This window comes from Nakamurella multipartita DSM 44233 (assembly GCF_000024365.1).
Classification (GTDB): Bacteria; Actinomycetota; Actinomycetes; order Mycobacteriales; family Nakamurellaceae; genus Nakamurella; species Nakamurella multipartita.
The window spans coordinates 4,082,306-4,105,013 of record NC_013235.1 but is presented as its reverse complement, the minus strand read 5'-3'; the positions used below and the strand labels follow the sequence as shown (position 1 = coordinate 4,105,013).

Below are 22,708 nucleotides of genomic sequence, written 5' to 3'. Positions count from 1 at the left end.
AAACGACGATGGCAGGACGTCAGGACAGGGCTCGGTGATGACAGTGATGAGGGCGCGTCAGGAACCGGGGATAACGACCGGGCCGAACAGGATGACCGATTCGCCGGCGCCCAGCCAGCGTAGGGCGGCCAGGCCCCGGATCTGCGGGGCGGGGATCTTCGGGTTCGCGGCGAAGTCAAAGCCTTCGAGGGTGACCTGTTCTTCGAACCGGGCGCGGCGGACGCGGCGGGCCAGGGCAGCGGTCTCCCGGCGGGCGATCTCGTCCTCGCACAGGACCTGCAGGAACTCCAGGTGGCCCAGGGTGCCGTCGCGGGTCTGGGTCAGCCGGGCGTCCAGGGTCTGCAGCATCCCGGTGAGCTTGAGGGTGCGTAACGCGTCCCGCAGCGATGGGTCCAGGATCGTCATTGTGTGGTGTTTCCTCTCGATGAGAGTAGAAGGAAGACAAAGGAAACGAAGTCCGGTGAGCGTGGGGCGGGCCAACCGCCGAAGCTGGCCCGGGGCTGGACCGGCCACCCGAGCGGGGCCCGTCGGAGCGGAGTTAGCCGAGGAGTTGCTCGGGTCCGCGCAGGAACGCGGGTGTGTCCGCGGCAGCGCCGGCGGTGGGTTCGGCCGGTGGGGTTTCGGCGTGCACCGCGAGGATCCCCTTGATCGTCCGGTAGCGGGGATCGCCGACGGCCAACGCGCGGGCGCAAGCCGCTTCCAGCCGGTCCGGGCCGATGCCGGGACGGCCGGCCAGGCCGATGATGCCTTGGGCCGAGCGGAGCCGGTGGATCGCGGTGTGCTCCATCAGCTCGTCGATGACGGCGGCGGTCGCCGGACCGATCTTGCTTGCCTCGTTGCGGCACCAGGTCGGGTTGCGCATGTGGAACGCGATCTTCTCCGGCGGGTAGTGCTCGAAGTCGGTCGCCCGTCCCCTGGGCAGCCTGATGTGGGTGGCCACGACCTTGTTCTCGTGCAGGATCTGCACCGTGCCGCCGGCCGTCCGAGCGTGCAACTGCTGTCCGATCAGCCGCCACGGCACCGAGTAGAGAGCGGGGCCTACTTTGAGGTGGCAATCAACCCCTACTTTGCCGACCGACCAGGTCGCGAGGACGAACTCGTTGCGCGGCAACGGTTGCAGAGCCGGGGCCTCGACGGCGTCGAAGACCGACCGGGGCGTTGCGCCGTCCAGGCTGCGGTGTTTGCGGACGTTCGCGACCTCGTCACACCAGACCACGGCGGCCTGCTGGATCTGTTGCAGGCTGGTGAAAGTGCGGCCCCGCCAGAACGAGTCACGCACGTAAGGCATGGCCCGTTCTACCCGGGCCTTGTCCTTGGGCTTTCGGACCCGCGCCGGGTCGGGCAGCACACCGTAATGGCTGGCCAGCTCGGCGTAGGCCCGGTTCATCCTCGGGTCGTACAGGTCCGGCCGGTCGACTCCGGTCTTCAGATTGTCCGGCACCAGCCGGGCCACGCAACCCTGGAAGTACTCGAACGCGAGCACATGGCTTGCACACCAGGATGTCTGGTCCAACCGGAGCACCGGGTGCACGAACATCAGCCGGGAACATGCCAGCACCATCACGAACGCCCACAACGTCCGCCGCCGGTCGGTGGCCGGGTCGACCCACGACCCCAGAGCGCCGTAGTCGATCTGTGCTTCGCTGCCCGGTTCCACCGGCGGCCGCGGCGGCGACGCCCGGTGACGGGCGACCTGCTCGGTCAGGTTCGCGTTCATCCATCGCCGCACCGACGACTCCGACGCGATCAGCCCATGCTCATCGGTCAGCCGCTGGCTGATCGTCGCCACCGTCACGCCCTCGCCGAGTTGCTCGACGATGTAATCCCGATGCGCCTCAATCTGCGGCCAAGTCACCTGCCGCAACCTTCGGTCGACCACCTGAGGAAACCACTGCGCGATCCGCTGCTCCCATACCTGCTCGCCGACCGGCGGGCCGCCGGGCACCAGGCCCCGCTGCACCAGCGGCGCCGTGTACTTGCGCACTGTCTTCCGATCGAGGTTGAGGCTGTCCGCGATCTGCGACTGAGACCGGCCCGCCTCCCAGTGCGTGAACAACTCCAGCAGATCCACCACGTCGAAGCTCCTCCTGCCCATCACCGCTCCCGTCCGGGCCACCTGACGGCCGGCGGTGAGCGTGAACTGCGAGCAGGACCCACCAGCCGACGGCACGCCGTCGTCCCCATGGGGAATTACGTGACGCACCAGGGTGGGGAATTACGTGACGGACACCCACCCCGACCTGGGGAATTTCATGACCGCTGACACCAGGCCATCGTCGACGAGAAATCAGCCCGGGCCGCGATCGCCGAAACCGGAGGCGAATGACCCTCACATTGACGACGACCCCGCCGCCATGACCACCAAGGCCCCGCCCACCACCACCGGGCGGGGCCTTTCAACACCCAGACCATCGTCAACAACGACGATGCCAACATCGCCATGTAGAGCGCCGGTCAACAATCTGACCGGCGTACCGCTGCTGATCTGACCGGCGTAGTACGTCAGATCGCGGTCACCGACCGACAGTTCCTCGATCGGCGAGGAGGGTACGCATTCTGGCCCGCCTGGCCAGGGGCACGAGGTCAGTAGATCTTCTGATAGGCGACTACACAGGCAGTCATTACAACAAGCAAGATCACTAACCGGGCGGTGGGGCCCCATCCGCCGATGGCCGTCCGTACTGTGCGGCCTACCTCGCGGGCGAGTGTTTTCATGATTCCTCAGCACTCTTTCGGCGTCTCTTGACCTTCCGGTCGGCGGTGGCACCCGTCGCGGCACCCTTCTTTTTGATCTTGATAGTCGAGCCGGACGCCTTTTGCGCTCCGCTGGCCGACATGCGCGCCCGGACTTCCTGGCGGGTGCGCTCCTGAAGCGCACGGCGTTGATCGGTGTCAAATTCACCCGTGAGGTGGTACCAGTGCCTCTGTGTGGCGCCAATGGCTGAGAGGGGGGCTTTGATCCACTCGGCGCGTTCCTCGAGTAGGTGCTTGGTGCGGAGATCCTCGATGCCTGCCTCTACGCTGCGAGGCGAGAGGCCGAACCACTTGCCGGCGTCTTTGTTGGTCAACCACGCTTCCTGTTTGTCGCTGGTCAGGCCGGCAATGATGAGCAGCATCGCCAAGCCTGGCATGGAGAGTTTCTCGAACCAGCCGTCGCGCCAGAAGGTCCCGGGCAGGATGAAGAATGTCTCACGATGGTTCTTCTTGATTGCGCCGGGCGGGGTGTAGGGCGCTTTTCCGTCCTCGCGTCTGGGTGTGATCAGCACGGCCCGCGACTTTCGTTCGCGAGTGATGAGACCGCGTTCCTCTAGGTCATTCCAGGCCTCTGAGACGTTGGTGGCCGTCCAGATTCGACCAGTGTCGGTTGTGAGAGCCCTGGCCCAAACGATATTCGGCAGTGGCTGCTGGTTCTGAAGCCACGGCCAGACCGTCAGAAGGAGCAGGTACAGCTGGAGCGGCCTGCGCTTGCGCTCGGTCACCATTGGACCCAGCACGCTGGTCCGGTCTGCGGGGCCGGAGGGGAGCTGGTTCAGGACGTGGCGCACCACTGTGTACCCCCGGCCCGAAAGACGGAGCAGTTCTACCAGGGCCTCGTCTCCGCTGGCTACGGTCTCGGACGGGGGCGCCGATGAAGTCGTCGTCATGAACGGAAACCTACGCGGTCGGCGGCGCTCTGCGTACTCGCCCTTCGGTCGGCTGTATCTGCCTTTCGTGCCTACCTACGCGATCCCTCCATGTGAAGCCGTGATGCGAGGCTCATGATGCGATGCAGTGCGAAGCCGGAGTGACGCGAATCCGTGTTGCCAGGCGAGCCCGTCAGGGGTTCGCGGTGGAGGCTGAGCAACTCAGGTTCTTGTCGTACCTGGCGGTCACGCGCCGACGCCAAGGGGTAACCCCTGAACGATCCAAGTGCGGCCGCCCGGCCCCGTGATGAACCCCGCAAGTGCTGTCGACAACGAGTGATAACTGACCCCTTCCGCCGAGCCTGGCTGTACTCGAGGGTTGGCTGCACGCCGAACACGACGCCGGCCGCGTCCGGTCCGACAACCACGCCGATCCCGGCCCGGCCGTCAGCGACGCGGCCGACGACCTGGCCGAGGCCGGCGATGCCGCCCGCGACGTGGCAGTGCTATAAGGCGAGGTCGACCCCTGGGGGAGGCTACCTGGAGAGGGTCGGCCGGTTGGAGCCTGGGCCGGGCACGACAATGGTCTCAATATCCTTGTGACCTGGGCTTTCGCGCCGTCTTGTCGTCTCCTCGTCGAGGAAGGTCGTAGTGGGACGCCTGGACCGAACGCGGGTCGTACCGGGCCGCTCCGGCCGGGTCCTGGGCGGCTGGCTGACCGGCCGTGACGAGGCATGGAAGGCCGCGGTCCGGACCGCCTTCCCTGGACCCGTTCCGCGGCTACGCGACCGCCCTGACCGGCCATCTACCAGCGGCGACGAGGGTTCTGGACCCCTTCCATCGTCAAGCTGATCCTGCTGGCGGTGGACCAGGTGCGGCGCCGGGTGCAGCAGGACACCACCGGGCACCGCGGACATGCCGGCGACGCGCTGTACCGGGCGAGGCGGATCATGCGGCGCCGGTACGACCGGCTCACCGACCGGCAACTGGCCCGGCAGCGGGACGCGTTGACCGTCGGTGACACCGGTGAAGAGATCACCGCTGCCTGGCTCGTCGCGCAGAAGGTGATGCAGGCGTACGCGAACCCGGACCGGGCCGCCGGCCGCGCCGCGGCCGAGCACCTCATCACGCTCGCGAAGACCTGTCCGGTGCCTGAGATCGCCCGCTTCGGACGCACTCTGGTCGCCTGGCGAACCGAATTCCTCGCTCGTTTCGATCACCCCGAGGTGTCCAACGGGCCCACCGAGAACCTCAATCTGAAGATCAAGAACACAAAGCGCGTCGCCCGCGGCTACTGATCGTTCGCCAACTACCGACTGCGACTACTTCTCAACCACGGCCTGATCAGGGAAGATCAACAACCGACACGGATTTCGACCCCACCGACCCAGGTTGATTGCGTAGAGCCCGATTGACATCGACGCCGACCGTCGACTCGCCGACGCCGTCACGCACCTGACCGCAGACGTTGCAGCTCGATCTCTTTGGGCGTGTTCAGCTTGGGGCCGCGGCCAGCCACCGGAGCGCATGGGCCAGATCAGTCAGGCCCGGGTCGCCGCCGAACTCCAGTTCGTTCACGACATCGTTGAACGGTATGTCGTCGAGCATCAGAACGGTGTCCACGTGGCGGGCCAACCGATCGTTGATCATTGACCGGGTGGCGATGGTGTCGTCGAGTCGGCGCACCGCGAGAGCAGTCATGATTGACTCGATAGGATCGGCAGCCTGGTCGGAGGCGACCTTGACGGTGTTCAGGACGGCCTTGCCCTCCCGTCGGGCGAGCGCCAGTGCCGTCACGCCGCGATCAAAGCCATGCTTGTCTTGCAGCCCGCGCCGCAGCAGTTCGTCCGAGCCTAGGTCTGGGCGAATCCCTAACGCCCGGTAGACGGCCCAGGTGTACACACTGGTCGTGTCGATGAGTTCGTTGGAGAGAATGTCGAAATCGTCTTCGACGTATTCGGCGCTAAGGGCGAGGCCTTCGCTGGCCGCCCGACCATATTGGGGTAGCAGGGACCGTGTCCGGAGCAACTCCACTGCCTCGCGACCGCCAATCCGGCCGATGGCGTATAACAGCGGTGCCGCATTCTTGGCTGGCAGGGTGCTGGCGCGATCGGCCAGCGCCTTGCATGCCCTCCGTATGCGCATGCGCCCAAGAGCGTCGGCCGCTAGTGAAACCAGGTCGGTGTTCTCGGAGGGCAACCAGTGCTTAAGGAGGGGATCGGCATGCTTCGGAGTCAGCGTGGAGAAGATGGAATACACATCCCTGACGTAGTCGGGGTGCCGGGTGAGGAAGTCGCCCAGCGTTCGCAACGCTGACTCGGGGTCCGCGTCGCTGATAGATCCTTTGGCGACGCTCGCCTGAAACATGCGGGCGAGCGCTTCAGCGGCATACGAGCCGAGCTTGTCGATGTAGTGCTCGGCCGCTTCTTCAACTCTCTCTGCCCGAGAGGTGGCCCCAATCCTGCCCAACGCAGTGATGACGTGGCGTATACGTTCGACGTGCCATCCCTCGAGCGTCTCAGTGAGGTCGTTTTCAAGCAGCGGGCGGTGCGTGGGCGAGAGCAACCCGGCGGCATTCGACGCTTGGCCCCACGTCGGGCCGCTCACCTCGCACGCCATGATCCGCTTGAGTAGTGGGGGTCCGGAACGATCGGGAACGGTCGCAAGTAGTGTCCTCGCGATCCTCCACCTGGCGTTGGATGTGCGGTCCACGTTGAGCAGGGCGCTGACGTCCAGTTCGGGGGTACCAGCAAGGTGGTCAGCGGCGCGCACTGCACGGGCGATGTCAGTGCCCAACAGATCGGAGCTCTTGACGCGGACATCGACTACGGCCCGGTGGGTGTGCTGGCGTTCGATGCCGTGGAAGGGTTTGACCTGCAGCGCGACCGGCCGCTGGGTGTATTGGCCGTTTGTCGCCCGCTGAGCGAAGATCGCGTCGACCTTCGTGAACAGGGTGTCCAGGTCCGGCAGGAACGGCTCGGCGGGCTGTTGGTCGAGCCAGTCGAAGACGGCGGTGGAAAATTCGGAGCGGCCCTGGAGGCGGTTGTAAGCGGCGACTTGGCCCAGGTCGGTGGCGTAGTACACAAAATGCGGCACCGGGCGTGGATGCAACTTTCCGAACCCACCTGGCGGCAGCCCAGTGTCGTAGGACATCTCCTCGACGTAGTTCGCGCAGGCGTCGAAGATCAGCACCTGCCGGCTGAAACCGTTACCGTGGGCCGAACCGAGCAATCGGATGATTTCCGCGACCGGTAGGTTGGCCTTGTCGTTTCGGGTTGCGTTGGAGGTGTACAGCGTCCTGGACTGGCCGCCCTCGGGGGCGTGTCAGATGGTCTGTGTAGGAACCGCGATCGGATGCTGAGGCGGGTGCCTCGCGAAGGAGCGGATCATGACCATGACCGAGCAGTCCTCATCGGTGCCGTCGTCGCCGGTCGATGATGAGGTGCCGGGTCCGGCCCGGTCGACTGGTCGGCAGCTGCGGGAGTTGCTGGCCGACGACGTGTGGCTGGATGAGTTGATCGACCGCGCCGAGGCCGGCGGGGTCAGGTTGACCGGCGAGGGCGGGTTCTTGCCGGAGATGATCAAGGCTGTGCTCGAACGAGGCCTGGCCGCGGAATTGACCGGGCACCTGGGCTACGAAGCGGGCGACCCGGCTGGTCGGGGCTCGCCGAACAGTCGGAACGGGCACACCCCGAAAACGCTCTCGACCGAGGTCGGTCCGGTTCCGTTGAGCGTGCCGCGGGACCGCAAGTCGACGTTCGAGCCGCGGCTGGTGCCCAAGGGTCAACGCCGCCTGGGCGGGTTGGACGAGCAGATCATCAGCTTGTACGCCGGCGGCATGACCGTCCGCGATATCCAGGCCCATCTGGCCCGGACACTGGGCACCGAGCTGTCCCACGACACGATCAGCAAGATCACCGACGCGGTCCTGGAAGAGGTCAAGGCCTGGCAGTCCCGGCCGTTGGAAGAGCTCTACCCGATCATGTACCTGGACGCGATCGTGGTGAAGGTCCGCGACGGGCACCAGGTTCGGAACAAGAGCGCGTACATCGCCGTCGGCGTCGATATGGCCGGGATCAAGCACGTGCTGGGGATCTGGGTGCAGTCCACCGAGGGCGCCAAGTTCTGGGCCGGGGTCTGCGCCGAGCTGGCCAACCGGGGCGTCAAGGACGTGCTGATCGTGTGTTGCGACGGGCTGACGAGCCTGTCAAGTCCTTTGTGTAAGGGGTGTGACGGGGGTTACAGGTGGGGTTCGATTCGGTCGGGATAGACCAGGGCGAGTTGGGCCAGCGCTGCTTTCCAGTTGGTGGTGACGGCGCCTTGGATGAGGCGTCCGGACGCTCGTCGGTCGGCGGCGGGTAGTCCGCGCTCTTTCTCCCGGTCGCGGGCTCGTTTGTCCTCGATGTTGCAGATCGCCAACCACAGCAGCTTGACCGCGGCTGCGTCGTTGGGGAAGTGGCCGCGGTTCTTGGTGACCTTGCGCAACTGATAGTTCAGCGACTCGATCGCGTTGGTGGTGTAGATGACCCGGCGCAGGGCCGGCGGGAACGCCAGGAACGGGGTGAACCGGTCCCACGCCGCCTGGAACGAGCGGACCGCCGACGGGTACTTCGACCCCCAGGGCCCGTCCCGGAACGCCTCCAAGGCGGCGAGGGCGTCCTCTTCGGAGCTGGCGGTGTAGATCGGTTTGACCGCGGCAGCGACGGCTTTGCGGTCGCCGTAGGACACGAACCGCATCGACGCGCGGATCAGGTGGACCACGCAGGTTTGCACGGTCGCGGCCGGCCAGGTCGCCGCGATGGCCTCGGGGAACCCTGTGAGCCCGTCACAGCACACGATCAGCACGTCTTGCACGCCGCGGTTGGCCAGGTCGGCGCACACCCCGGCCCAGAACTTGGCGCCCTCATGGGTTTGCACCCAGATCCCGAGAACGTGCTTGATACCTTCCATGTCGACCCCGACGGCCAGGTTCGCGGCCTTGTTCACCACGTGTCCGCCGTCTTTGATCTTGACGGTGATGGCGTCCAGATAGATCACCGGGTAGATCGGCTCCAACGGACGGCGCTGCCAGGCCAGGACCTCGTCGGCGACCGCGTCCACGATCTTGCTGATCGTCTCGTGGGACAGGTCCACCCCGACCGTGGTCGCCAGGTGGTGGGCGATGTCCCGCAACGTCATCCCGCCCGCGTACAGCGAGATGATCATCCCGTCGATGCCGTCCAGCCGGCGCTGCCCCTTGCCGACCAGCATCGGGGTGAACGTCCCGGCCCGGTCCCGAGGGACCCGCAATTCGATGTCACCGATCTCGCTGGACACCGTCTTGGCGTAGTGACCGTTGCGGGAATTGTCGTACTCGGCCGCGTCCACGGCGCCCTTGTCGTAGCCGACGTGGTCGGTCAGCTCCGCTTCCAGACCGCGTTCCAACGCAGCCTTGAGCATCCCGCCCAGCACCCCGCTGTCGCCGGTCAGCGGCTCCCCGGCATCGATGCGGGCGAACACCCCGTCCAGCGCACCCGAGGCCTTCAGATCCGCAGCCAACTCAGCCTGCACCCGACGACGCTCGGCCCGCTCCTGCGGGGTCAATCTCGGCATGCCATCAATCGTCACAGCTACTCCTCAGACGCTAGATGCCACACCCCTTACACAGTCCATCTGACAGGTCCGGGCTGACCGGGCTACCCGAGGCGATCGAGGCGACCTGGCCGCGGACGACCGTCCAAACGTGTGTGGTCCACCTGATCCGGGCCTCGATGCGGTTCGTGTCCTACACCGACCGGCGGGCTGTCGTGGCCCAGCTCAAGACGATCTACACCGCCCCGACCGTGGACGCCGCCGAGACGGCGCTGTCGACGTTCGCCGAGACCGATCTGGCCCGCCGCTACCCGGCCTGCCTGCGGACCTGGCAGGACGCCTGGGACCGGTTCATCCCGTTCCTGGCGTTCCCATGGCCGGTCCGCAAGATCATCTACACCACGAACGCGATCGAGTCGTTGAACTACCAGCTCCGCAAGATCATCAAGAACCGCGGGCACTTCCCCAACGACGACGCAGTGGTCAAGCTGCTGTGGCTGGCCATCCGCGATATCGAGGACAAACGCGCCCGGGACCGGGCCGCGGAGAAGGGCAAACGAGTCGGACGCACCGCCGAGGGCCGGCTCGTCGAGGGCCAGGTCACCACCGGTTGGAAACCCGCGCTCGGTGCACTGGCCATCCAATACCCCGACCGCATCACCCCCAGGATCAGCTGACCAACCCCAACCCAAGATCAACATCGCGACTTACACAGAAAACTTGACAGCATCCCTTGGTGAGGTGTGAAGCGACCAAGCAAACACGCCGAACCAGGAGGACCCTCGTGGCCCACCGTAACGCCCCGCTGACCCCCGAGGGACGCCGACGCCTGTGCCAGCGCGTCGACGCCGGTCGGCCGATCTGTCACGTCGCCGCCGAGGCCGGCGTGGCCCGGCAAACCCTGGCCAAGTGGCACGCCCGCTGGAAGGCCGACGGTCCGGCCGGCCTGCAGGACCGCTCGTCGCGCCCGGTGTCCTCACCCGGCCAGGTCGACGCCCAGGTCGAGGACGTCGTGGAGTATCTGCGGCGGCACCTCAAGCTCGGTCCGGTGATGCTGGCCGCGGAGCTGCGCGAGTTCGGGATCACGCTGGCGCCGTCGACGATCCACCGGGTCCTGGTGCGCCGGGGCATCTCTCGCCTGCGGCACCTGGACGTCACCGGCCATCAGCTGCGGGAACCGGTCCGCCGGTACGAGTGGGCCGCGCCCGGTGACCTGATCCACGTCGATGTGAAGAAGATCGGCCGCATCCCCGACGGCGGCGGCTGGCGAATCCACGGCCGGGGCAACGACGCCCACCGAGCCTCCCAGCGGGGTCAGCGACCCGGGTACGCGTTCCTGCACACCGCGATCGATGACCGGTCCCGGCTGGCCTACACCGAAGAACTGGCCGACGAGAAGTCCGTGACCGCGGCCGGTTTCTGGGCCCGCGCGGTCGAGTTCTTCGCCGCGCACGGCATCGAGAGGATCCACCGGGTGCTGACCGACAACGGTTCCTGCTACCGCGGCAAGGACTTCAACACCGCGCTGGGGGCCACGGTCCACAAGTACACCCGACCGTACCGACCGCAGACCAACGGAAAGGTCGAGCGGTACCACCGGACCCTGGCCCGGGAATGGGCCTACCGCCAGGCCTGGTCCTGCAACGACGAACGAGCCGCCGCCCTGGCCGGGTTCGTGCACCGCTACAACTACCATCGGCCGCACACCGCGCTGAAGGGCAAACCGCCCGCCTACCGCACGCCAGCCGTTACCAACCTGTCCGGGCTCAACAACTAGCGGACGATGAGCACGTACAGGGTGCGCGGGCCGTGCACCCCCTCGACGCGTTCCAGTTCGATGTCGCTGGTCGCGGACGGCCCGGCGATCATGGTCAGCGGTCGGAGGGGGTCGAGCCGGGCGATGGCCTCGGGCACGGTCTGCACGATCTGGTCCGCGTACAGCACGATCAGGTGGAAGTCCGGGACCAGGGTGATGGCCCGCCGGCCCTGCCCGGGCCCGGCGTCCAGGATGATCGTGCCGGACAGCGCGATGGCGACCTGGGCGGTGGATACCACGGCGTCGATCGCGTCCAGTTCGGCCGGGGTCAGGACGGTCGGGTCCCCGTCCACCGTCACGGCGCGGCCGCTGCGTCGGGTCGGCTCGACCAGATCGGGGTCCAGGTCGGCGGCGATGACCACCGAGGCCTGATCGGTCAGGGCGGCGTCGATGGCGTCATCGAGTTCGGCCGGGGAGATCTCGCGGACCTGGGCCTTGTAGTCGACCAGTCGGTCGACCATCAGCTCGAGCACGGGCTCGCTGCCCGGCGGGTTCGCGCCGACCCGGATGTAGTCGCGGGGCACCGGCGGTGGGGGGTCGGTGTCGGCGGCCAGTGCGGACCGGATCCGGCCGAGCACGGCATCCCGGCTACTCATGATGGGTCTCCTGCCACCACTGGCGGAACGTCTGCTTCGGCGGGGCCGGCATGTCCTTGCTCTGTGTCCACGCCGACCCCGGGTAGGGCAGGTGCTTGATCTTGCGGTCCCGGCCGGCGACCAGGCGTCCGGCGGCCAGGGCCTTCTCCGCGGCGACGAACCGCTTGGGGTCGCTCATCACCCAGGACGCTGCCTTCATCGCCGCGTCCCAGCCGCCGGGGATGGTTCGACCCCTGTCCGAGTCGACCGCCCGGCCACGCAGCTCGACGAGCAGCGTCGGGATGTCGATCTTGACCGGGCAGACGTCGTAGCAGGCGCCGCACAGCGAGGAGGCGTAGGGCAGCGTGGAGTTGACGTCGTGGTGACCGTGCATGCCGGTCAGCTGCGGGGTGAGCACCGCGCCGATCGGGCCGGGGTACACCGAACCGTAGGCGTGGCCGCCGGTCCGTTCATACACCGGGCACACGTTCAGGCAGGCCGAGCAGCGGATGCAGTGCAGCGCGGCCCGGCCGACCTGGTCGGCCAGTGCGTTGGTGCGCCCGTTGTCCAGCAGCACGATGTGGAAGTTCTGCGGGCCGTCGCCGGGGGTCACGCCGGTCCACAGCGAGGTGTACGGGTTCATCCGCTCTCCGGTGGAGGAGCGGGGCAGCAGCTGCAGGAACACCTCCAGGTCGGTGAAGGTGGGCAGGATCTTCTCGATGCCCATGACGGTGATGAGAGTTTCGGGCAGGGTCACGCACATCCGGCCGTTGCCCTCGGATTCGACCACGCCGATGGTGCCGGTGTCGGCGATGCCGAAGTTGGTGCCGGAGATGGCGACCCTGCTGCGCAGGAACTTGCGCCGCAGGTGGTCCCGGGCGGCCATCGCCAGCCGTCGCGGCTCGTCGGTGAGATCGGCCGGGGCGTCGGCCATCTCGGCCAGGAAGATGTCCCGGACCTCGGTCCGGTTGCGGTGGATCGCCGGGACCAGGATGTGCGAGGGCTTGTCGTGGCCCAGTTGCACGATCAGCTCGGCCAGGTCGGTCTCCACCGCGGCGATGCCGCGCTCTTCCAGGTACTCGTTGAGCCCGATCTCCTGGGTGGCCATCGACTTGACCTTGATCACCTCGTCCACGTCCTGGGCGCGGACGAGGTCGGTGACGATCCGGTTGGCCTCCTCGGCGTCGGCCGCCCAGTGCACGACGCCGCCGTGGGCGATCACGTTCGCCTCGAACTGCTCCAGCAGCTCCGGCAGGTTCGCCATCACCTGCGTCTTGACCGCGGACCCGGTGTCCCGCAGCGCCTCCCAGTCCGGCATCTCGTCGACCACGAGTGCCCGTTTGGTCCGGATGACGGCGGTGGCGTGCGCCAGGTTGCGGCGCAGCTGGTCGTTGGCCAGGGCCTTTCGGGCCGCCTTGGGGAACGGCAGGGTGCCGCGCAGCGGCGACTCCTCGTCCTCGTGGGACGCACGCCGGGGAATGCCGAGGAAGGTGCTCATGCGGCCACACTCTCTCGGGCGGAGGCCAGGATCTCGGCCAGGTGGATCGTGCGGACCCCGGTGTCCTGCCGGGACAGGCCGCCACCGATGTTCATCAGGCAGGACGCGTCGCCGGCGGTGCACCGGTCGGCGCCGGTGCCCACCACGTTGCGGACCTTGTCGGCGAGCATCGCCGAGGAGGTGTCGGCGTTCTTGATGGAGAACGTGCCGCCGAACCCGCAGCACTCCTGCGCGCCCGGGAGTTCGACCAGGTCGATGCCCTGCACCTGGCGCAGCAGCTTCAGCGGCTTGTCGCCGACCCGCAGCATCCGCAGCGAGTGGCAGGTGGGGTGGTAGGTGACCCGGTGCGGGTAGTAGGCGCCGACGTCGGTCACGTCGAGCACGTCGACCAGCAGTTCGGACAGCTCGTAGGTGCGGCCGGCCAGGGCGGTGGCCCGCCGCGCCAGGAGGGTGTCGCCGACCCGGCGGGCGACCATCGCCTGCTGGTGCCGGACCGAGCCCACGCACGACCCCGACGGGGCGACGGCCACGTCGAAGTCGGCGGCCTCGAACACCTCGACGTGATGCCGGACCACCGGCACCGCCTCGGCGAGGTAGCCGGTGTTCACGTGCATCTGCCCGCAGCAGACCTGGTCGGGCGGGAAGACCACCTCATGGCCGAGGCGTTCCAGCAGCAGGGTGGTGGCCCTGGCCACCTCGGGGAACAGAGCGTCACCCAGACAGGTGGCGATCAACGCGATACGCATGACGAACTCCGGTCAACTCAGTGCGGCGGCGGAGAAAGTTGGGGTGCGGCATCAACAGCCGTTATCAGACGGACGCCGTCCGAAAATGATCGACGCAGGTCAGGGGATCATCCAGGCGAGGACGTTGCTCTGCAGGTAGACCAGGACGCACATCACCAGCAGCAGGCCAATGCTCCACTTCAGGACCCGGCGCAGGATGTCGGACTCCCGGCCGAGCAGACCGACCGCGGTCGCAGCGATGGTCAGGTTCTGCGGACTGATCATCTTGCCAACCACACCGCCGGACGTGTTCGCGGCGACCAGCAGCGTCGGATCCAGGCCCGCCTCCTCGGCCGCGGACTGCTGCAGGGTGGCGAACAGGGCGTTGGCGCTGGTGTCCGAGCCGGTGACAGCGGTACCCACCCACCCCAGGATCGGGGACAGGAACGCGAAGAACGCGCCGGTACCGGCGGCCAGCCACTGACCGATGGTGATCGTCTGACCGGACAGGTTCATCACGTAGGCCAAACCCAGCACGCTGCCCACGGTCAGCAGCGCGTACCGCAACTTGTAGATGGTGCGGCCGAACTCCTTGACCGCGACGACGGGGGAGATCCGATAGGCGGCCACCACGATGATGCCGGAGATCAGCAACAGGGTGCCCGCCCCGGACAGCCAGCTCAGGGTGTACTGGGTGGCGGTCGAGGTGGTGCCGCTGACATTCAGGATGAAGCCGTCCGACCCCGGCCAGGGGATCTTGACGTCGGTACCGGCGAGCCAGGTCTTCAGCGGCGCCCACAACTTGGCCAGAGTGAACACCACGATGACCACCAGGTAGGGCAGGAACGCCATCACGGTGCGGCCGACGGTCAACTTCTCGGTCGAGACCTCGGTCGCCACTGGCGCGGACCCACCGGTGCCGGTGACCGGCTCGATGTGCTCGTCCTTCGCGGCCATGGCCAGCCGCTGGCGGGCCTCGTCCCCACCCTTGGGCGTCCAGAACCGCAGCAGGAGGACTACGGCCAGCAGCGCGACCAGGGAGGCGATGATGTCGGTGAGTTCGACCGAGATGTAGTTCGAGCTCAGGAACTGGGCGACGGCGAATGACAGGCCGGCCACGACGGCAGCCGGCCAGGTCTGTCGCAGCCCGCGCCGGCCGTCCACGATCAACACCAGCAGCAGCGGGACGAATGCCGCCAGGATCGGGGACTGCCGGCCGACCACGGCGCCGATCTCGTGGTAGTCGATGCCGGTCAGGTTGCCGGCCGTGATGATCGGGATGGCGATCGCGCCGAACGCGACCGGCGCGGTGTTGGCCAACAGCACGGTCGCCGCGGCCCGCATCGCGGAAAAGCCCAACGAGACCAGCATGACACCGGTGATCGCCACCGGGGCGCCGAACCCGGCCAGAGCCTCGAGCAGACCGCCGAAGCAGAACGCGATGATGATGCCCTGGATCCGCGGGTCGTCGGAGACCCGGTTGAACGCGGTCCGCAGATCCTCGAACCGCCCGCTGATCACCGTCAACTCGTACAACCAGATCGCCGCGATGACGATCCACATGATCGGGAACAGGCCGTACACGAAGCCCTGGGACGCGGCCAGCAAGGACAGATCCACCGGCATCCCGAACGCCAGGATCGCCACCAGGATCGCGGCGGCCAGACCCGCCAGACCAGCGATGTGCGCCTTCGTCTTCAGAACCCCGAGGAAGACGAACACCACGAGCAGTGGGATGATCGACACCATCGCCGTCAGGAAAACGCTGTCGCCGACCGCTTGAACGTCGGGCTGGTACGGGGTCGCCATTGAACCTCCATGTACTTGATAGAGCGTTGGTCTTACCGAGACGTGTGACGCGGCGTGACAGCGTCCCGTGACCGCTGCTCATCGTGGCCGTGATCGGGGTCGCGTTCTACCTGAGAAGTCCTCCGCTCCTATACCGATTAGGCAGGCCGGGCATACCGCAGTCGCTGGGGCGGCCCGCGTTCTACCCGATTAGTCCTCAATTCATATACCGATTTGGCAGGACGGGCATCCGCAGTTGGCGGGATCGGAGCCGTGGTTCTCAGCGCCGGGTGTTCCGGACGGGCCGCGCGGCTGCCCCGGAGGCCGGGACGCGCGTCGTCGGCCGAGTCACGGCGCGCCACTGAAGTGGCGGGCCGGCGCAGATCCCCGTGAACGGGAAACTCCGGCAGCGGGCTCTGCGTCTCAGGGGGCGCTGGCCCAGTCCACCAGCTCCAGGATGTGCTGATACTCGTGGCCGGTGGATCGGGTCAGGCCCAGCTCGCAGGTCCGGTTGCAGGAGGCGTAGGCGTCGAAGTTCCCTTGGCGGATCTCCAGTGCCTCGCCCTTGGTCGCCGACTCGGTCAGCTCCGGGTGCAGCATGCCACGGTCGCCGGCGTAGGCGCAGCAGCCCCAGTTGTCGGGCACGGTGACCGAGTCGGCGACCGATGCGCCGACCGACTTCAGGGTGTCGTTGAGACCCAGCTGGGTCGACGAGCAGGTCGGGTGTAGCGCCATCGCCGACTTCCGGCGCTTGATGTCGAGCTTGGGGAGCACGTGCTCGGCGACGAACGCGGTCGCGTCGACGATCTTCAGGCCCTGGAAGTGCCCCTCGGCGAGTTCGCTCTGCAGCATGTGCCGCAGACCCTCGGTGCACGACGAGGCGTCGCAGACGATCGGCAGTTCGCCGTGCCGGGAGGCCTCCCACAGCCGCGGCAACACCTTGCGGAGCATCACCCGGTAGCCGTCGGAGATGCCCTTGGACTTCCACGGCGTCCCGCAGCACAGCGAGGGCAGGTCGGCCGGGTAGGTGATCGACACGCCGGCCCGTTCGCACAGCCGGACGAACGACTCGCGGGCGCCCGGTCCCCCGTCGGCCGGGCCGAACATGGTGCCGACACAGGCGCTGAAGAAGACGATTTCCACCGCGGTGGGCGTCGGGGCGGTCGGTTCGTCGCCACCGCCCTTGGGCCGCTGCCGGCCGCCGCCGGGCAGCTCCGGCGAGTACAGCGGCAGAATGTCCGGGTCGATCACCGTCCGGGCCAGCTCGTTCGGCCCGGTGATGAGGATGGACGGGGTCTTCTCGGCCACCGACAGCGCGGTTCCGGCCAGCTTGGTGGTGCCGGCCCAGTGCTTGGCCGCGTAGGACCAGCCCTTCGCGGTGACCTTGCCGACCGACTCGGCCCGCAGCCGGCGCACCAGGTCACCGGTGTTGATCAACACCGGGCAGGCGGTCTGGCACATGCCGTCGACCGCGCAGGTCTGCACGCCGTCGTAGTCGTACTCCTGCTCGAGCTCGGCCAGCAGGGCAGTGTCGCCGGCCTCCCGGGCCCGCTGCATTTCCCGGCGCAGCACGATCCGCTGGCGCGGGGTGGTGGTCAGATCCCGGCTCGGGCAGACCGGCTCGCAGTAGCCGCACTCCACGCAGCGGTCCACCTCCTGCTCGACGGTCGGGGTGACCTTGAGGTCCCGCAGGTGGGCCTGGTCGTCGTCGGTGATGATCACGCCAGGGTTGAGCAGTCCGGCCGGGTCGCACAGCTGCTTGATCTCCCGGGTCACCTCGTACAGCTCGTCGCCGTACTGACGGCGCACGAACGGCGCCATGATCCGGCCCGTGCCGTGCTCGGCCTTCAGGTTGCCGCCGTTGGCCAGCACCAGCTCGACCATGTCCTCGGTGAACTCGGCGAATCGCTGCAGGTCTCCCCCGGCGCCGAGGCGCTCGGTGAGCATGAAGTGGATGTTGCCGTCCTTGGCGTGCCCGAAGATCACGCTGTCGGTATACCTGTGCTTGGCGAACAGGTCGATCAGCTGCTCGCAGGTGTCCAGCAGCTTCGGGACCGGGACGACGATGTCCTCCAGCAGCGCAGTCGTGCCGGATGGCCGGGCCTCGTTCACCGTGGTGTACAGGCCCTTGCGGGTGTGCCAGAGCCGGGCCCTGGCCCTGGGGTCGGCGGTCAGCTCGGCCGGACCGGTGACCGGGATCGACCGCAACACCGGGCCGGCGGCCTGTGACAATTCGCTGACGGCCTCGATCGAGTCGGCCTGGTACTCGACCAGCAGTGCGGAATGCCGGTCCACGGTGATCCGCCGGATGATCTCGTCACAGCCCGGATCTGCTTGGGCCACCCGCAGCGACGTCGCGTCGAGCAGTTCGATAGTGGCCGGCCCGGTGGACACCAGGGCGGGCAGCGACCCGGTGGCGCCGGACAGGTCCTCGAACACCAGCAGCCCGGTCATCGCGTGCCGCAGCAGCGGCACGGTGCGGAACATCGCGGAGGCGACGAACGCCAGCGTGCCCTCGCTGCCGATCACCAGGTGGGTCAGGATGTCCACCGGCCGGGTGTGGTCGACCAGCGAGTTCAGCCCGTATCCCATGGTGTTCTTCATCGCGAACTGGGCCGCGATGATGCGCAGCGACTCGGTGTTGCCGCGGACCCGGCCCCGCAGCCGGGCCAGCCCTTCGTACAGCGCCGGCTCGGTCGACCGCAGCTTCTCGTCGGCGTCGGCCGCGCCGGTGTCGAGGACGGTGCCGCTGGGCAGCACCAGGACCAGCGACTCCAGGGTCTGGTAGGTGTTCTGGGTCGTGCCGCAGGCCATCCCGCTGGAGTTGTTGGCGACGACACCGCCCATCGTGCAGGCGATCTCGCTGGCCGGATCGGGCCCGAGCTTGCGTCCGAACCGGGCCAGCCGAGCGTTCACCTGACGCACCGTGGCACCGGGACCGACCCGGACCCGGGCGCCGTCGTCCAGCACGTCGATGCCCCGGAAGTGCTTGCGGGTGTCAGCCAGGATGCCGGCAGTGCCGGCCTGGCCGGACAGGCTGGTGCCGCCGGACCGGAACGTCAACGGCACCCCGCGCGCCGCGGAGACCTCGAAGAGCCGGCCGACGTCGTCGGCGTCACGGGGGGTGACCACGGCCGTCGGGGTGAGGAAGTAGTGCGAGGCGTCGTGACCCAGGGCCAATCGGTCCAGCGCGCGGGTGCGCAGCTGTCCCGGCTCCGGCAGCGCCCGCTGCAGCGCATCGAGCAGAGTCGGGTCGGCGGGTGGCAGCAGGACCGATGCGACCTGCTCGGGGGCTCCCCCATGCGGCCTCGTTGACAGGGACATCAGCCCACCACCATCCATCCGATCACGGGCATGGACTGCAAGTACACCAGCACGCACATCCCGAGCAACAGGCCCAAGCTGTCGATCTTGTCGGGCACCTGGTCGAGGACACCGTATACCCCCAGGGCCGCGCCCATGACAGGTGCCCCGGCACCGGCGCTTGCGCCGGGCCGCCAACCCCCGCTCGGCCATGATCTCCGCGACCGTATTGACACTCACTCGCCACCCCAGATCACCCAGGTCGGCGGCGATCCGGGGCGACCCGTACGTGCCGCGATGCTTGTTGAACACGTAACTGATCAACGCGGCCAAGACCGCCCGCCGCTGACGGCGCAGCGGACAGCTGACCCGGCCGCCACTTGTAGAACCAGGCCGGTGACACACCCAATGCCCGACACGACACTGCATGCGGCACCGCATGTTCGCCCTCTGAGCAGCGATGAATGCGGCCGTGCTCACCGCATCGCATCCCGCACCCAGAGGGCCACCGAGCGCTTGAGGACATCACGCTCCATCGCCAGCTCCGCGTTCTCCCGCCGCAACCGGACCAGCTCCGCGCGCTCGTCCTCAGTCACCGGGCCGCCGCCCTCACCCCGTGCCCGCCGGTCCTGGGCGCACCAGTTCCCCAAGGTGCCCTCATTGATCCCCAGATCCCGGGCCACCTGCGCGATCGGCTTCCCGGTCTCACGGAGGATCCGAACCGCCACCATCGCGGAACTCACGATCGAACCTCCGTCGTGTCTCCGTCACCGCCAACCTCCTTGAGGCGATGCCTCCACGCTACGAGGGGAAGCCCACACCGCTACCTTGCGGCCTGGGTCACGTTCGGGAGAACTGGGCCTACACGGCGGACTGGGCCCTGTTCGTCGACTGGTGCGACGCCACCGACCACCAGCCGCTGCCCGCCGACCCGACCACCGTGCTGGCTTTCCTGGTCGACTGCCCGGCCGCCGCCGCCACCCGGCGGCGGCGGGTCATCGCCATCGACCACCACCACACCAGCGCCGGACATCCACCGCCCGGCGCCGACCCCCGGGTCCGGAACGCGCTCGGCCGCCCACCCGCCGACCTGCCACCGGTCACACCGAAGACCGTTGCTCGGGTGGACGGGGCCCTGCGGTTGCTACCCAGCCGCGGCTGGACCGGCGGCCTGTTCGGCCAACGGGACCGGTGCCTGCTCGTCCTGTCCCAACTCGCCCAGATCCCGCACCGGCACCTCGCGCAGCTGACGGCCGGCGATGTCACCGTCGCCGACGGCGTCGCCACCATCAGGGTCCCCGGTCAGCTCCGAACCGTGGCGGCGGTGCACGACCCAGTGCTGTGCGGGCCATGCGCGGTCGCCCGCTGGCTGCAGACCCACGACGTCATCGTCACCAAGATCGCCACCCCCGCGGTCTCGAGGCACCTGCGCAAGCTTGAGTCGCTGACCGGCACGTCACCGCACGTGTGTCGGGAACCGCTCGCGCTGGATGAGCGGTCCGGCGGCCACCCCTTGTTGGCGCCGGTCAATCAATGGGGACACGCCCCGTTCCCGCTGAGCCCGATGTCGCCGCACGCGGTGTCTCGGCAGGCTCGGGATCTGCTGGACGGGATCGTCACGGTGCATCGGGACCTGGACGTGGTCCCCAGGGCCGGCGAGCCGGCGTCGCCCGCTCCCCACCACGGTGTCGGCACTGGCTACACGAAACAACAAGCGCGGGCGGCGTGGGATCAGCGACGATCCGACCTGGCCGAGCTGGCCGGCATCGCCGACGAACTCGCCGACGTCGACCGGCGGGCCGTCGAGATTAAGGAGCGGATCGACCAGCTCCTGACGGTGGCGACGGCTCCGTGATGACCACCATCGCGGGCCCGACCCGAAGTGGTCCAACCGGCTGTCCTTGGTACTCGTCGACGGGGTGCACCCGCTAGTCCCAGGTCCGTCGCGGGTCGACGTGTCGTCGCAGGTCCATGGCGTCGTGCAGGACCCGACCGATGACCAGCGTGTCACCGTCGCGTCGGCAGACGAGGAAGTGTCGCGGTCGGTGGACTCTGCCTCCGGGGGTGCGGCCGCGGCTGCGCGCCAGGTGCCAGGTGAAGACGCCCTCCCCGAGTTCCGGGCGCAGCGTGTGTCCGCCGTCGCCACCGCGGGAGGCGGCGTCGCGGATGGCGGTGGCGATCAAGGCCTCGTAACGCTTGCGGGCTTGCTCCCCGAACTGTTCGTGGGACCACGCGAGGATCGAGACGATATCGGCGCGGGCGGTGTGAGTGAGGCGGTAGTCCGCCATCAGCCTGCCGACGGCGGCGGTGCGGCCGCCTGGATGCCGAGTTGGCCGATGAAGTCGTGAAGGTTCTCATCGGCGATGTCCTCGTAGCGGTCCGCGGCGAGATCTGCCCACCCCTTGTCGGCGGCCTCACGCAGCACGGCGATCCTGGCCGCGTTCTCCGCCTCCTGGTGCTCCAGCAGGCGCAGACCTTCGCGCAGCACCTCACTGGCATTCTGGTACCGCCCGGATGCCACCAGGGACTCGACGAGTTCATGCTGGTGCTGACTCAGGACAACGTTCCGGGTCGCCACGACAACCACCTCCATTGGCAGTTTATGCCAATGGGTGGGGTCGACCGGGCATCGACCGTCCGACGCAACGCCGCCTGCTTCGCCCCCCGGGGCGTGGACGGCGGCCAGGGGGCGGAGGCTTTCATCCTGGGGCTGCGGGTCCACGCGCAGCCGGATCGGCCGGGGTATCGAACCGGCTCGGCCGTGCTGGACGGCCTGGTTCGGCTGGTCTGGACCAGGATTGTCGTGGCCATCGTCGGCGTCGGAATGCCGATCCGGGCGTGCACCCGGGTGAGCCGCGACGTCGCCGGCCTACCATCGGGTCATGGCGGTTGACGTCGAGACTTCGATCGAGATCGACTGCCCCCGTTCCGTCGTCGCCGAGTTCGTGTCGAACCCGGACAACGCCACCCGCTGGTACGTCAACATCAAGTCGGTCAGCTGGCAGACCCCTGCGCCGGCGGTCGTCGGTTCCCGGATCGCGTTCGTGGCGCAGTTCCTGGGTCGGCGGATCGCCTACACCTACGAGGTCCGTGAGATCGTCCCGGACGAGCGTTTCGTGATGAGTACCGCCCAAGGGCCGTTCCCCATGCAGACCACCTACACCTGGCGGGACGCGGAGTCCGGTGGCACCCTGATGACCCTGCGGAACGCGGGTGAGCCCAGCGGTTTCGGCAAGATGGCGGCACCGATGATGGTTGCCTCGATGCGCAGGGCGAACCAGAAGGACCTGGAGCGACTCAAGGCGATCCTCGAAGACCGGCAGCTGAGCCGAATCCTCGGGTAGGCCGTCGGGGACGTCCACTTCGGTTGCGGGTAGAGGGTCGCTAGGTGTACTGACCACGGACGTTGGGTGACGGCGTGGCGAGCTGACGGCCGCGTCGGTCAGACCGGGGCGTTGATGTGGCGTCGGGGATTGGGAACGCCGGGCCGCCGGGGATCCTCCGGGTGTGGGTCATGCTGGATCGGCATGGAAGCCGTCGACTGCCAGCCGGGCGGCAGGGAGGCCATTAATGTTTTGATGGCGCCCATCTGCCGCGCGTACGAACACTCGTCGAGTCCCATTCGATCCCCCTTCGCTCCCCGCCTCGGACCGTTTGGACCGACCCGGGTGCCCAACAAGATCGGTCACGCCGCCGCGCTCGACAACCCCGTTCACTCTCTCATCACTCTACGCGACGAAGACTTCCCGCCTATCGTGTGCCGCTGCCGAGAGAGCCACCCGCACGATAGAGGAAGCGACGCCCCGCAT

17 protein-coding genes and 4 pseudogenes are annotated in these 22,708 nt (G+C 67.9%); 7 read left to right on the top strand and 14 right to left on the bottom strand.

Features of this window, described 5'->3' with window-relative positions; genetic code table 11:
- Positions 1 to 75: 75 nt before the first annotated feature.
- From NAMU_RS18500 to NAMU_RS18490, 3 genes and pseudogenes are all read right to left on the bottom strand, one after another.
- Positions 76 to 405 (bottom strand): annotated as a pseudogene (locus NAMU_RS18500) (ATP-binding protein); the annotation flags it as partial.
- 133 nt (positions 406 to 538) lie between these two features.
- The gene (gene istA, locus NAMU_RS18495; protein ID WP_041369141.1) at positions 539 to 2,074 is read right to left on the bottom strand and encodes an IS21 family transposase; all 1,536 of its coding nucleotides are present in this window, start codon (positions 2,072 to 2,074) and stop codon (positions 539 to 541) included.
- Between the two features lie 637 nt (positions 2,075 to 2,711).
- On the bottom strand, positions 2,712 to 3,644 hold the full coding sequence (locus NAMU_RS18490; RefSeq protein WP_015748869.1) for a hypothetical protein: 933 nt from the start codon (positions 3,642 to 3,644) through the stop codon (positions 2,712 to 2,714).
- An 842-nt stretch (positions 3,645 to 4,486) separates the two neighbouring features.
- Here NAMU_RS18490 and NAMU_RS27600 point away from each other — a divergent pair.
- Positions 4,487 to 4,921 (top strand): transposase, encoded by a 435-nt coding sequence (locus NAMU_RS27600; protein WP_052307997.1) that lies wholly within the window; start codon positions 4,487 to 4,489, stop codon positions 4,919 to 4,921.
- A 196-nt stretch (positions 4,922 to 5,117) separates the two neighbouring features.
- On the opposite strand, the gene NAMU_RS18480 is transcribed toward NAMU_RS27600, so the two are convergent.
- Positions 5,118 to 6,815 carry a hypothetical protein gene (locus NAMU_RS18480; RefSeq protein ID WP_138180333.1) on the bottom strand — a complete coding sequence of 566 codons (1,698 nt, stop codon included), beginning with the start codon at positions 6,813 to 6,815 and terminating at the stop codon, positions 5,118 to 5,120.
- A gap of 202 nt (positions 6,816 to 7,017) precedes the next feature.
- Between NAMU_RS18480 and NAMU_RS18475 the strand changes: the two are divergent.
- Positions 7,018 to 7,824: pseudogene (locus tag NAMU_RS18475) on the top strand (IS256 family transposase); the annotation flags it as partial.
- A gap of 38 nt (positions 7,825 to 7,862) precedes the next feature.
- Here NAMU_RS18475 and NAMU_RS18470 read toward each other — a convergent pair.
- On the bottom strand, positions 7,863 to 9,215 hold the full coding sequence (locus NAMU_RS18470; protein WP_041369108.1) for an IS256-like element ISNml4 family transposase: 1,353 nt from the start codon (positions 9,213 to 9,215) through the stop codon (positions 7,863 to 7,865).
- Positions 9,216 to 9,286: 71 nt separating this feature from the next.
- Between NAMU_RS18470 and NAMU_RS18465 the strand changes: the two are divergent.
- Positions 9,287 to 9,871 (top strand): annotated as a pseudogene (locus NAMU_RS18465) (IS256 family transposase); the annotation flags it as partial.
- Positions 9,872 to 9,978: 107 nt separating this feature from the next.
- Positions 9,979 to 10,971 carry an IS481 family transposase gene (locus tag NAMU_RS18460; protein ID WP_015748867.1) on the top strand — a complete coding sequence of 331 codons (993 nt, stop codon included), beginning with the start codon at positions 9,979 to 9,981 and terminating at the stop codon, positions 10,969 to 10,971.
- Here the strand turns inward: NAMU_RS18460 and NAMU_RS18455 are convergent.
- From NAMU_RS18455 to NAMU_RS18430, 7 genes and pseudogenes are all read right to left on the bottom strand, one after another.
- Positions 10,968 to 11,606: a LutC/YkgG family protein gene (locus NAMU_RS18455; RefSeq protein WP_015748866.1), complete on the bottom strand. Its 639-nt coding sequence runs from the start codon at positions 11,604 to 11,606 to the stop codon at positions 10,968 to 10,970. The two genes, NAMU_RS18460 and NAMU_RS18455, sit on opposite strands and share 4 nt — an antisense overlap.
- The gene (locus NAMU_RS18450) at positions 11,599 to 13,083 is read right to left on the bottom strand and encodes a LutB/LldF family L-lactate oxidation iron-sulfur protein (protein ID WP_015748865.1); all 1,485 of its coding nucleotides are present in this window, start codon (positions 13,081 to 13,083) and stop codon (positions 11,599 to 11,601) included. Before NAMU_RS18450 ends, NAMU_RS18455 begins: the two co-directional genes overlap by 8 nt.
- Complete coding sequence (locus NAMU_RS18445; protein ID WP_015748864.1) at positions 13,080 to 13,829, bottom strand: (Fe-S)-binding protein; 750 nt, start codon at positions 13,827 to 13,829, stop codon at positions 13,080 to 13,082. The genes NAMU_RS18450 and NAMU_RS18445 overlap by 4 nt, the downstream gene beginning before the upstream one ends.
- A 99-nt stretch (positions 13,830 to 13,928) precedes the next feature.
- Positions 13,929 to 15,617, bottom strand: coding sequence for an L-lactate permease (locus NAMU_RS18440; protein WP_015748863.1), 1,689 nt, complete (start codon positions 15,615 to 15,617; stop codon positions 13,929 to 13,931).
- A 402-nt stretch (positions 15,618 to 16,019) separates the two neighbouring features.
- Positions 16,020 to 18,920 (bottom strand): FAD-binding and (Fe-S)-binding domain-containing protein, encoded by a 2,901-nt coding sequence (locus NAMU_RS18435; protein WP_015748862.1) that lies wholly within the window; start codon positions 18,918 to 18,920, stop codon positions 16,020 to 16,022.
- Between the two features lie 165 nt (positions 18,921 to 19,085).
- Positions 19,086 to 19,328 (bottom strand): annotated as a pseudogene (locus tag NAMU_RS31900) (IS3 family transposase); the annotation flags it as partial.
- Positions 19,329 to 19,375: 47 nt separating this feature from the next.
- Entirely contained in the window at positions 19,376 to 19,642 is a 267-nt protein-coding gene (locus NAMU_RS18430) for a transposase (protein ID WP_015748861.1), read from the bottom strand.
- Positions 19,643 to 19,689: 47 nt separating this feature from the next.
- Between NAMU_RS18430 and NAMU_RS18425 the strand changes: the two genes are divergently transcribed.
- Positions 19,690 to 20,754 carry a hypothetical protein gene (locus NAMU_RS18425; protein ID WP_015748860.1) on the top strand — a complete coding sequence of 355 codons (1,065 nt, stop codon included), beginning with the start codon at positions 19,690 to 19,692 and terminating at the stop codon, positions 20,752 to 20,754.
- A 73-nt stretch (positions 20,755 to 20,827) separates the two neighbouring features.
- Here NAMU_RS18425 and NAMU_RS18420 read toward each other — a convergent pair whose 3' ends face one another.
- Positions 20,828 to 21,187: a type II toxin-antitoxin system RelE/ParE family toxin gene (locus NAMU_RS18420; protein WP_015748859.1), complete on the bottom strand. Its 360-nt coding sequence runs from the start codon at positions 21,185 to 21,187 to the stop codon at positions 20,828 to 20,830.
- Positions 21,187 to 21,477, bottom strand: a complete 291-nt coding sequence (locus NAMU_RS18415; RefSeq protein WP_015748858.1) for a type II toxin-antitoxin system ParD family antitoxin — start codon at positions 21,475 to 21,477, stop codon at positions 21,187 to 21,189. Before NAMU_RS18415 ends, NAMU_RS18420 begins: the two co-directional genes overlap by 1 nt.
- 30 nt (positions 21,478 to 21,507) lie before the next feature.
- Here NAMU_RS18415 and NAMU_RS18410 point away from each other — a divergent pair, with 30 nt between their 5' ends.
- On the top strand, positions 21,508 to 21,792 hold the full coding sequence (locus tag NAMU_RS18410) for a hypothetical protein (RefSeq protein WP_015748857.1): 285 nt from the start codon (positions 21,508 to 21,510) through the stop codon (positions 21,790 to 21,792).
- A complete protein-coding gene (locus tag NAMU_RS18405; protein WP_015748856.1) occupies positions 21,782 to 22,243 on the top strand; it encodes an SRPBCC family protein in 462 nt (153 codons plus the stop codon). Before NAMU_RS18410 ends, NAMU_RS18405 begins: the two co-directional genes overlap by 11 nt.
- Positions 22,244 to 22,708: the final 465 nt, after the last annotated feature.

What these genes read in the sequence shown, in the direction of transcription:
- NAMU_RS18405 (WP_015748856.1), top strand. Translation starts at nt 21,782, where the DNA reads ATGGCGGTTGACGTCGAGACTTCGATCGAGATCGACTGCCCCCGTTCC.
- NAMU_RS18490 (WP_015748869.1), bottom strand. Translation starts at nt 3,644, where the DNA reads ATGACGACGACTTCATCGGCGCCCCCGTCCGAGACCGTAGCCAGCGGA.
- NAMU_RS18425 (WP_015748860.1), top strand. Translation starts at nt 19,690, where the DNA reads ATGCCTCCACGCTACGAGGGGAAGCCCACACCGCTACCTTGCGGCCTG.
- NAMU_RS18420 (WP_015748859.1), bottom strand. Translation starts at nt 21,187, where the DNA reads ATGGCGGACTACCGCCTCACTCACACCGCCCGCGCCGATATCGTCTCG.
- NAMU_RS18450 (WP_015748865.1), bottom strand. Translation starts at nt 13,083, where the DNA reads ATGAGCACCTTCCTCGGCATTCCCCGGCGTGCGTCCCACGAGGACGAG.
- NAMU_RS18410 (WP_015748857.1), top strand. Translation starts at nt 21,508, where the DNA reads ATGGGTGGGGTCGACCGGGCATCGACCGTCCGACGCAACGCCGCCTGC.
- NAMU_RS18455 (WP_015748866.1), bottom strand. Translation starts at nt 11,606, where the DNA reads ATGAGTAGCCGGGATGCCGTGCTCGGCCGGATCCGGTCCGCACTGGCC.
- NAMU_RS18445 (WP_015748864.1), bottom strand. Translation starts at nt 13,829, where the DNA reads ATGCGTATCGCGTTGATCGCCACCTGTCTGGGTGACGCTCTGTTCCCC.
- NAMU_RS18435 (WP_015748862.1), bottom strand. Translation starts at nt 18,920, where the DNA reads ATGTCCCTGTCAACGAGGCCGCATGGGGGAGCCCCCGAGCAGGTCGCA.
- NAMU_RS18440 (WP_015748863.1), bottom strand. Translation starts at nt 15,617, where the DNA reads ATGGCGACCCCGTACCAGCCCGACGTTCAAGCGGTCGGCGACAGCGTT.
- NAMU_RS18470 (WP_041369108.1), bottom strand. Translation starts at nt 9,215, where the DNA reads ATGCCGAGATTGACCCCGCAGGAGCGGGCCGAGCGTCGTCGGGTGCAG.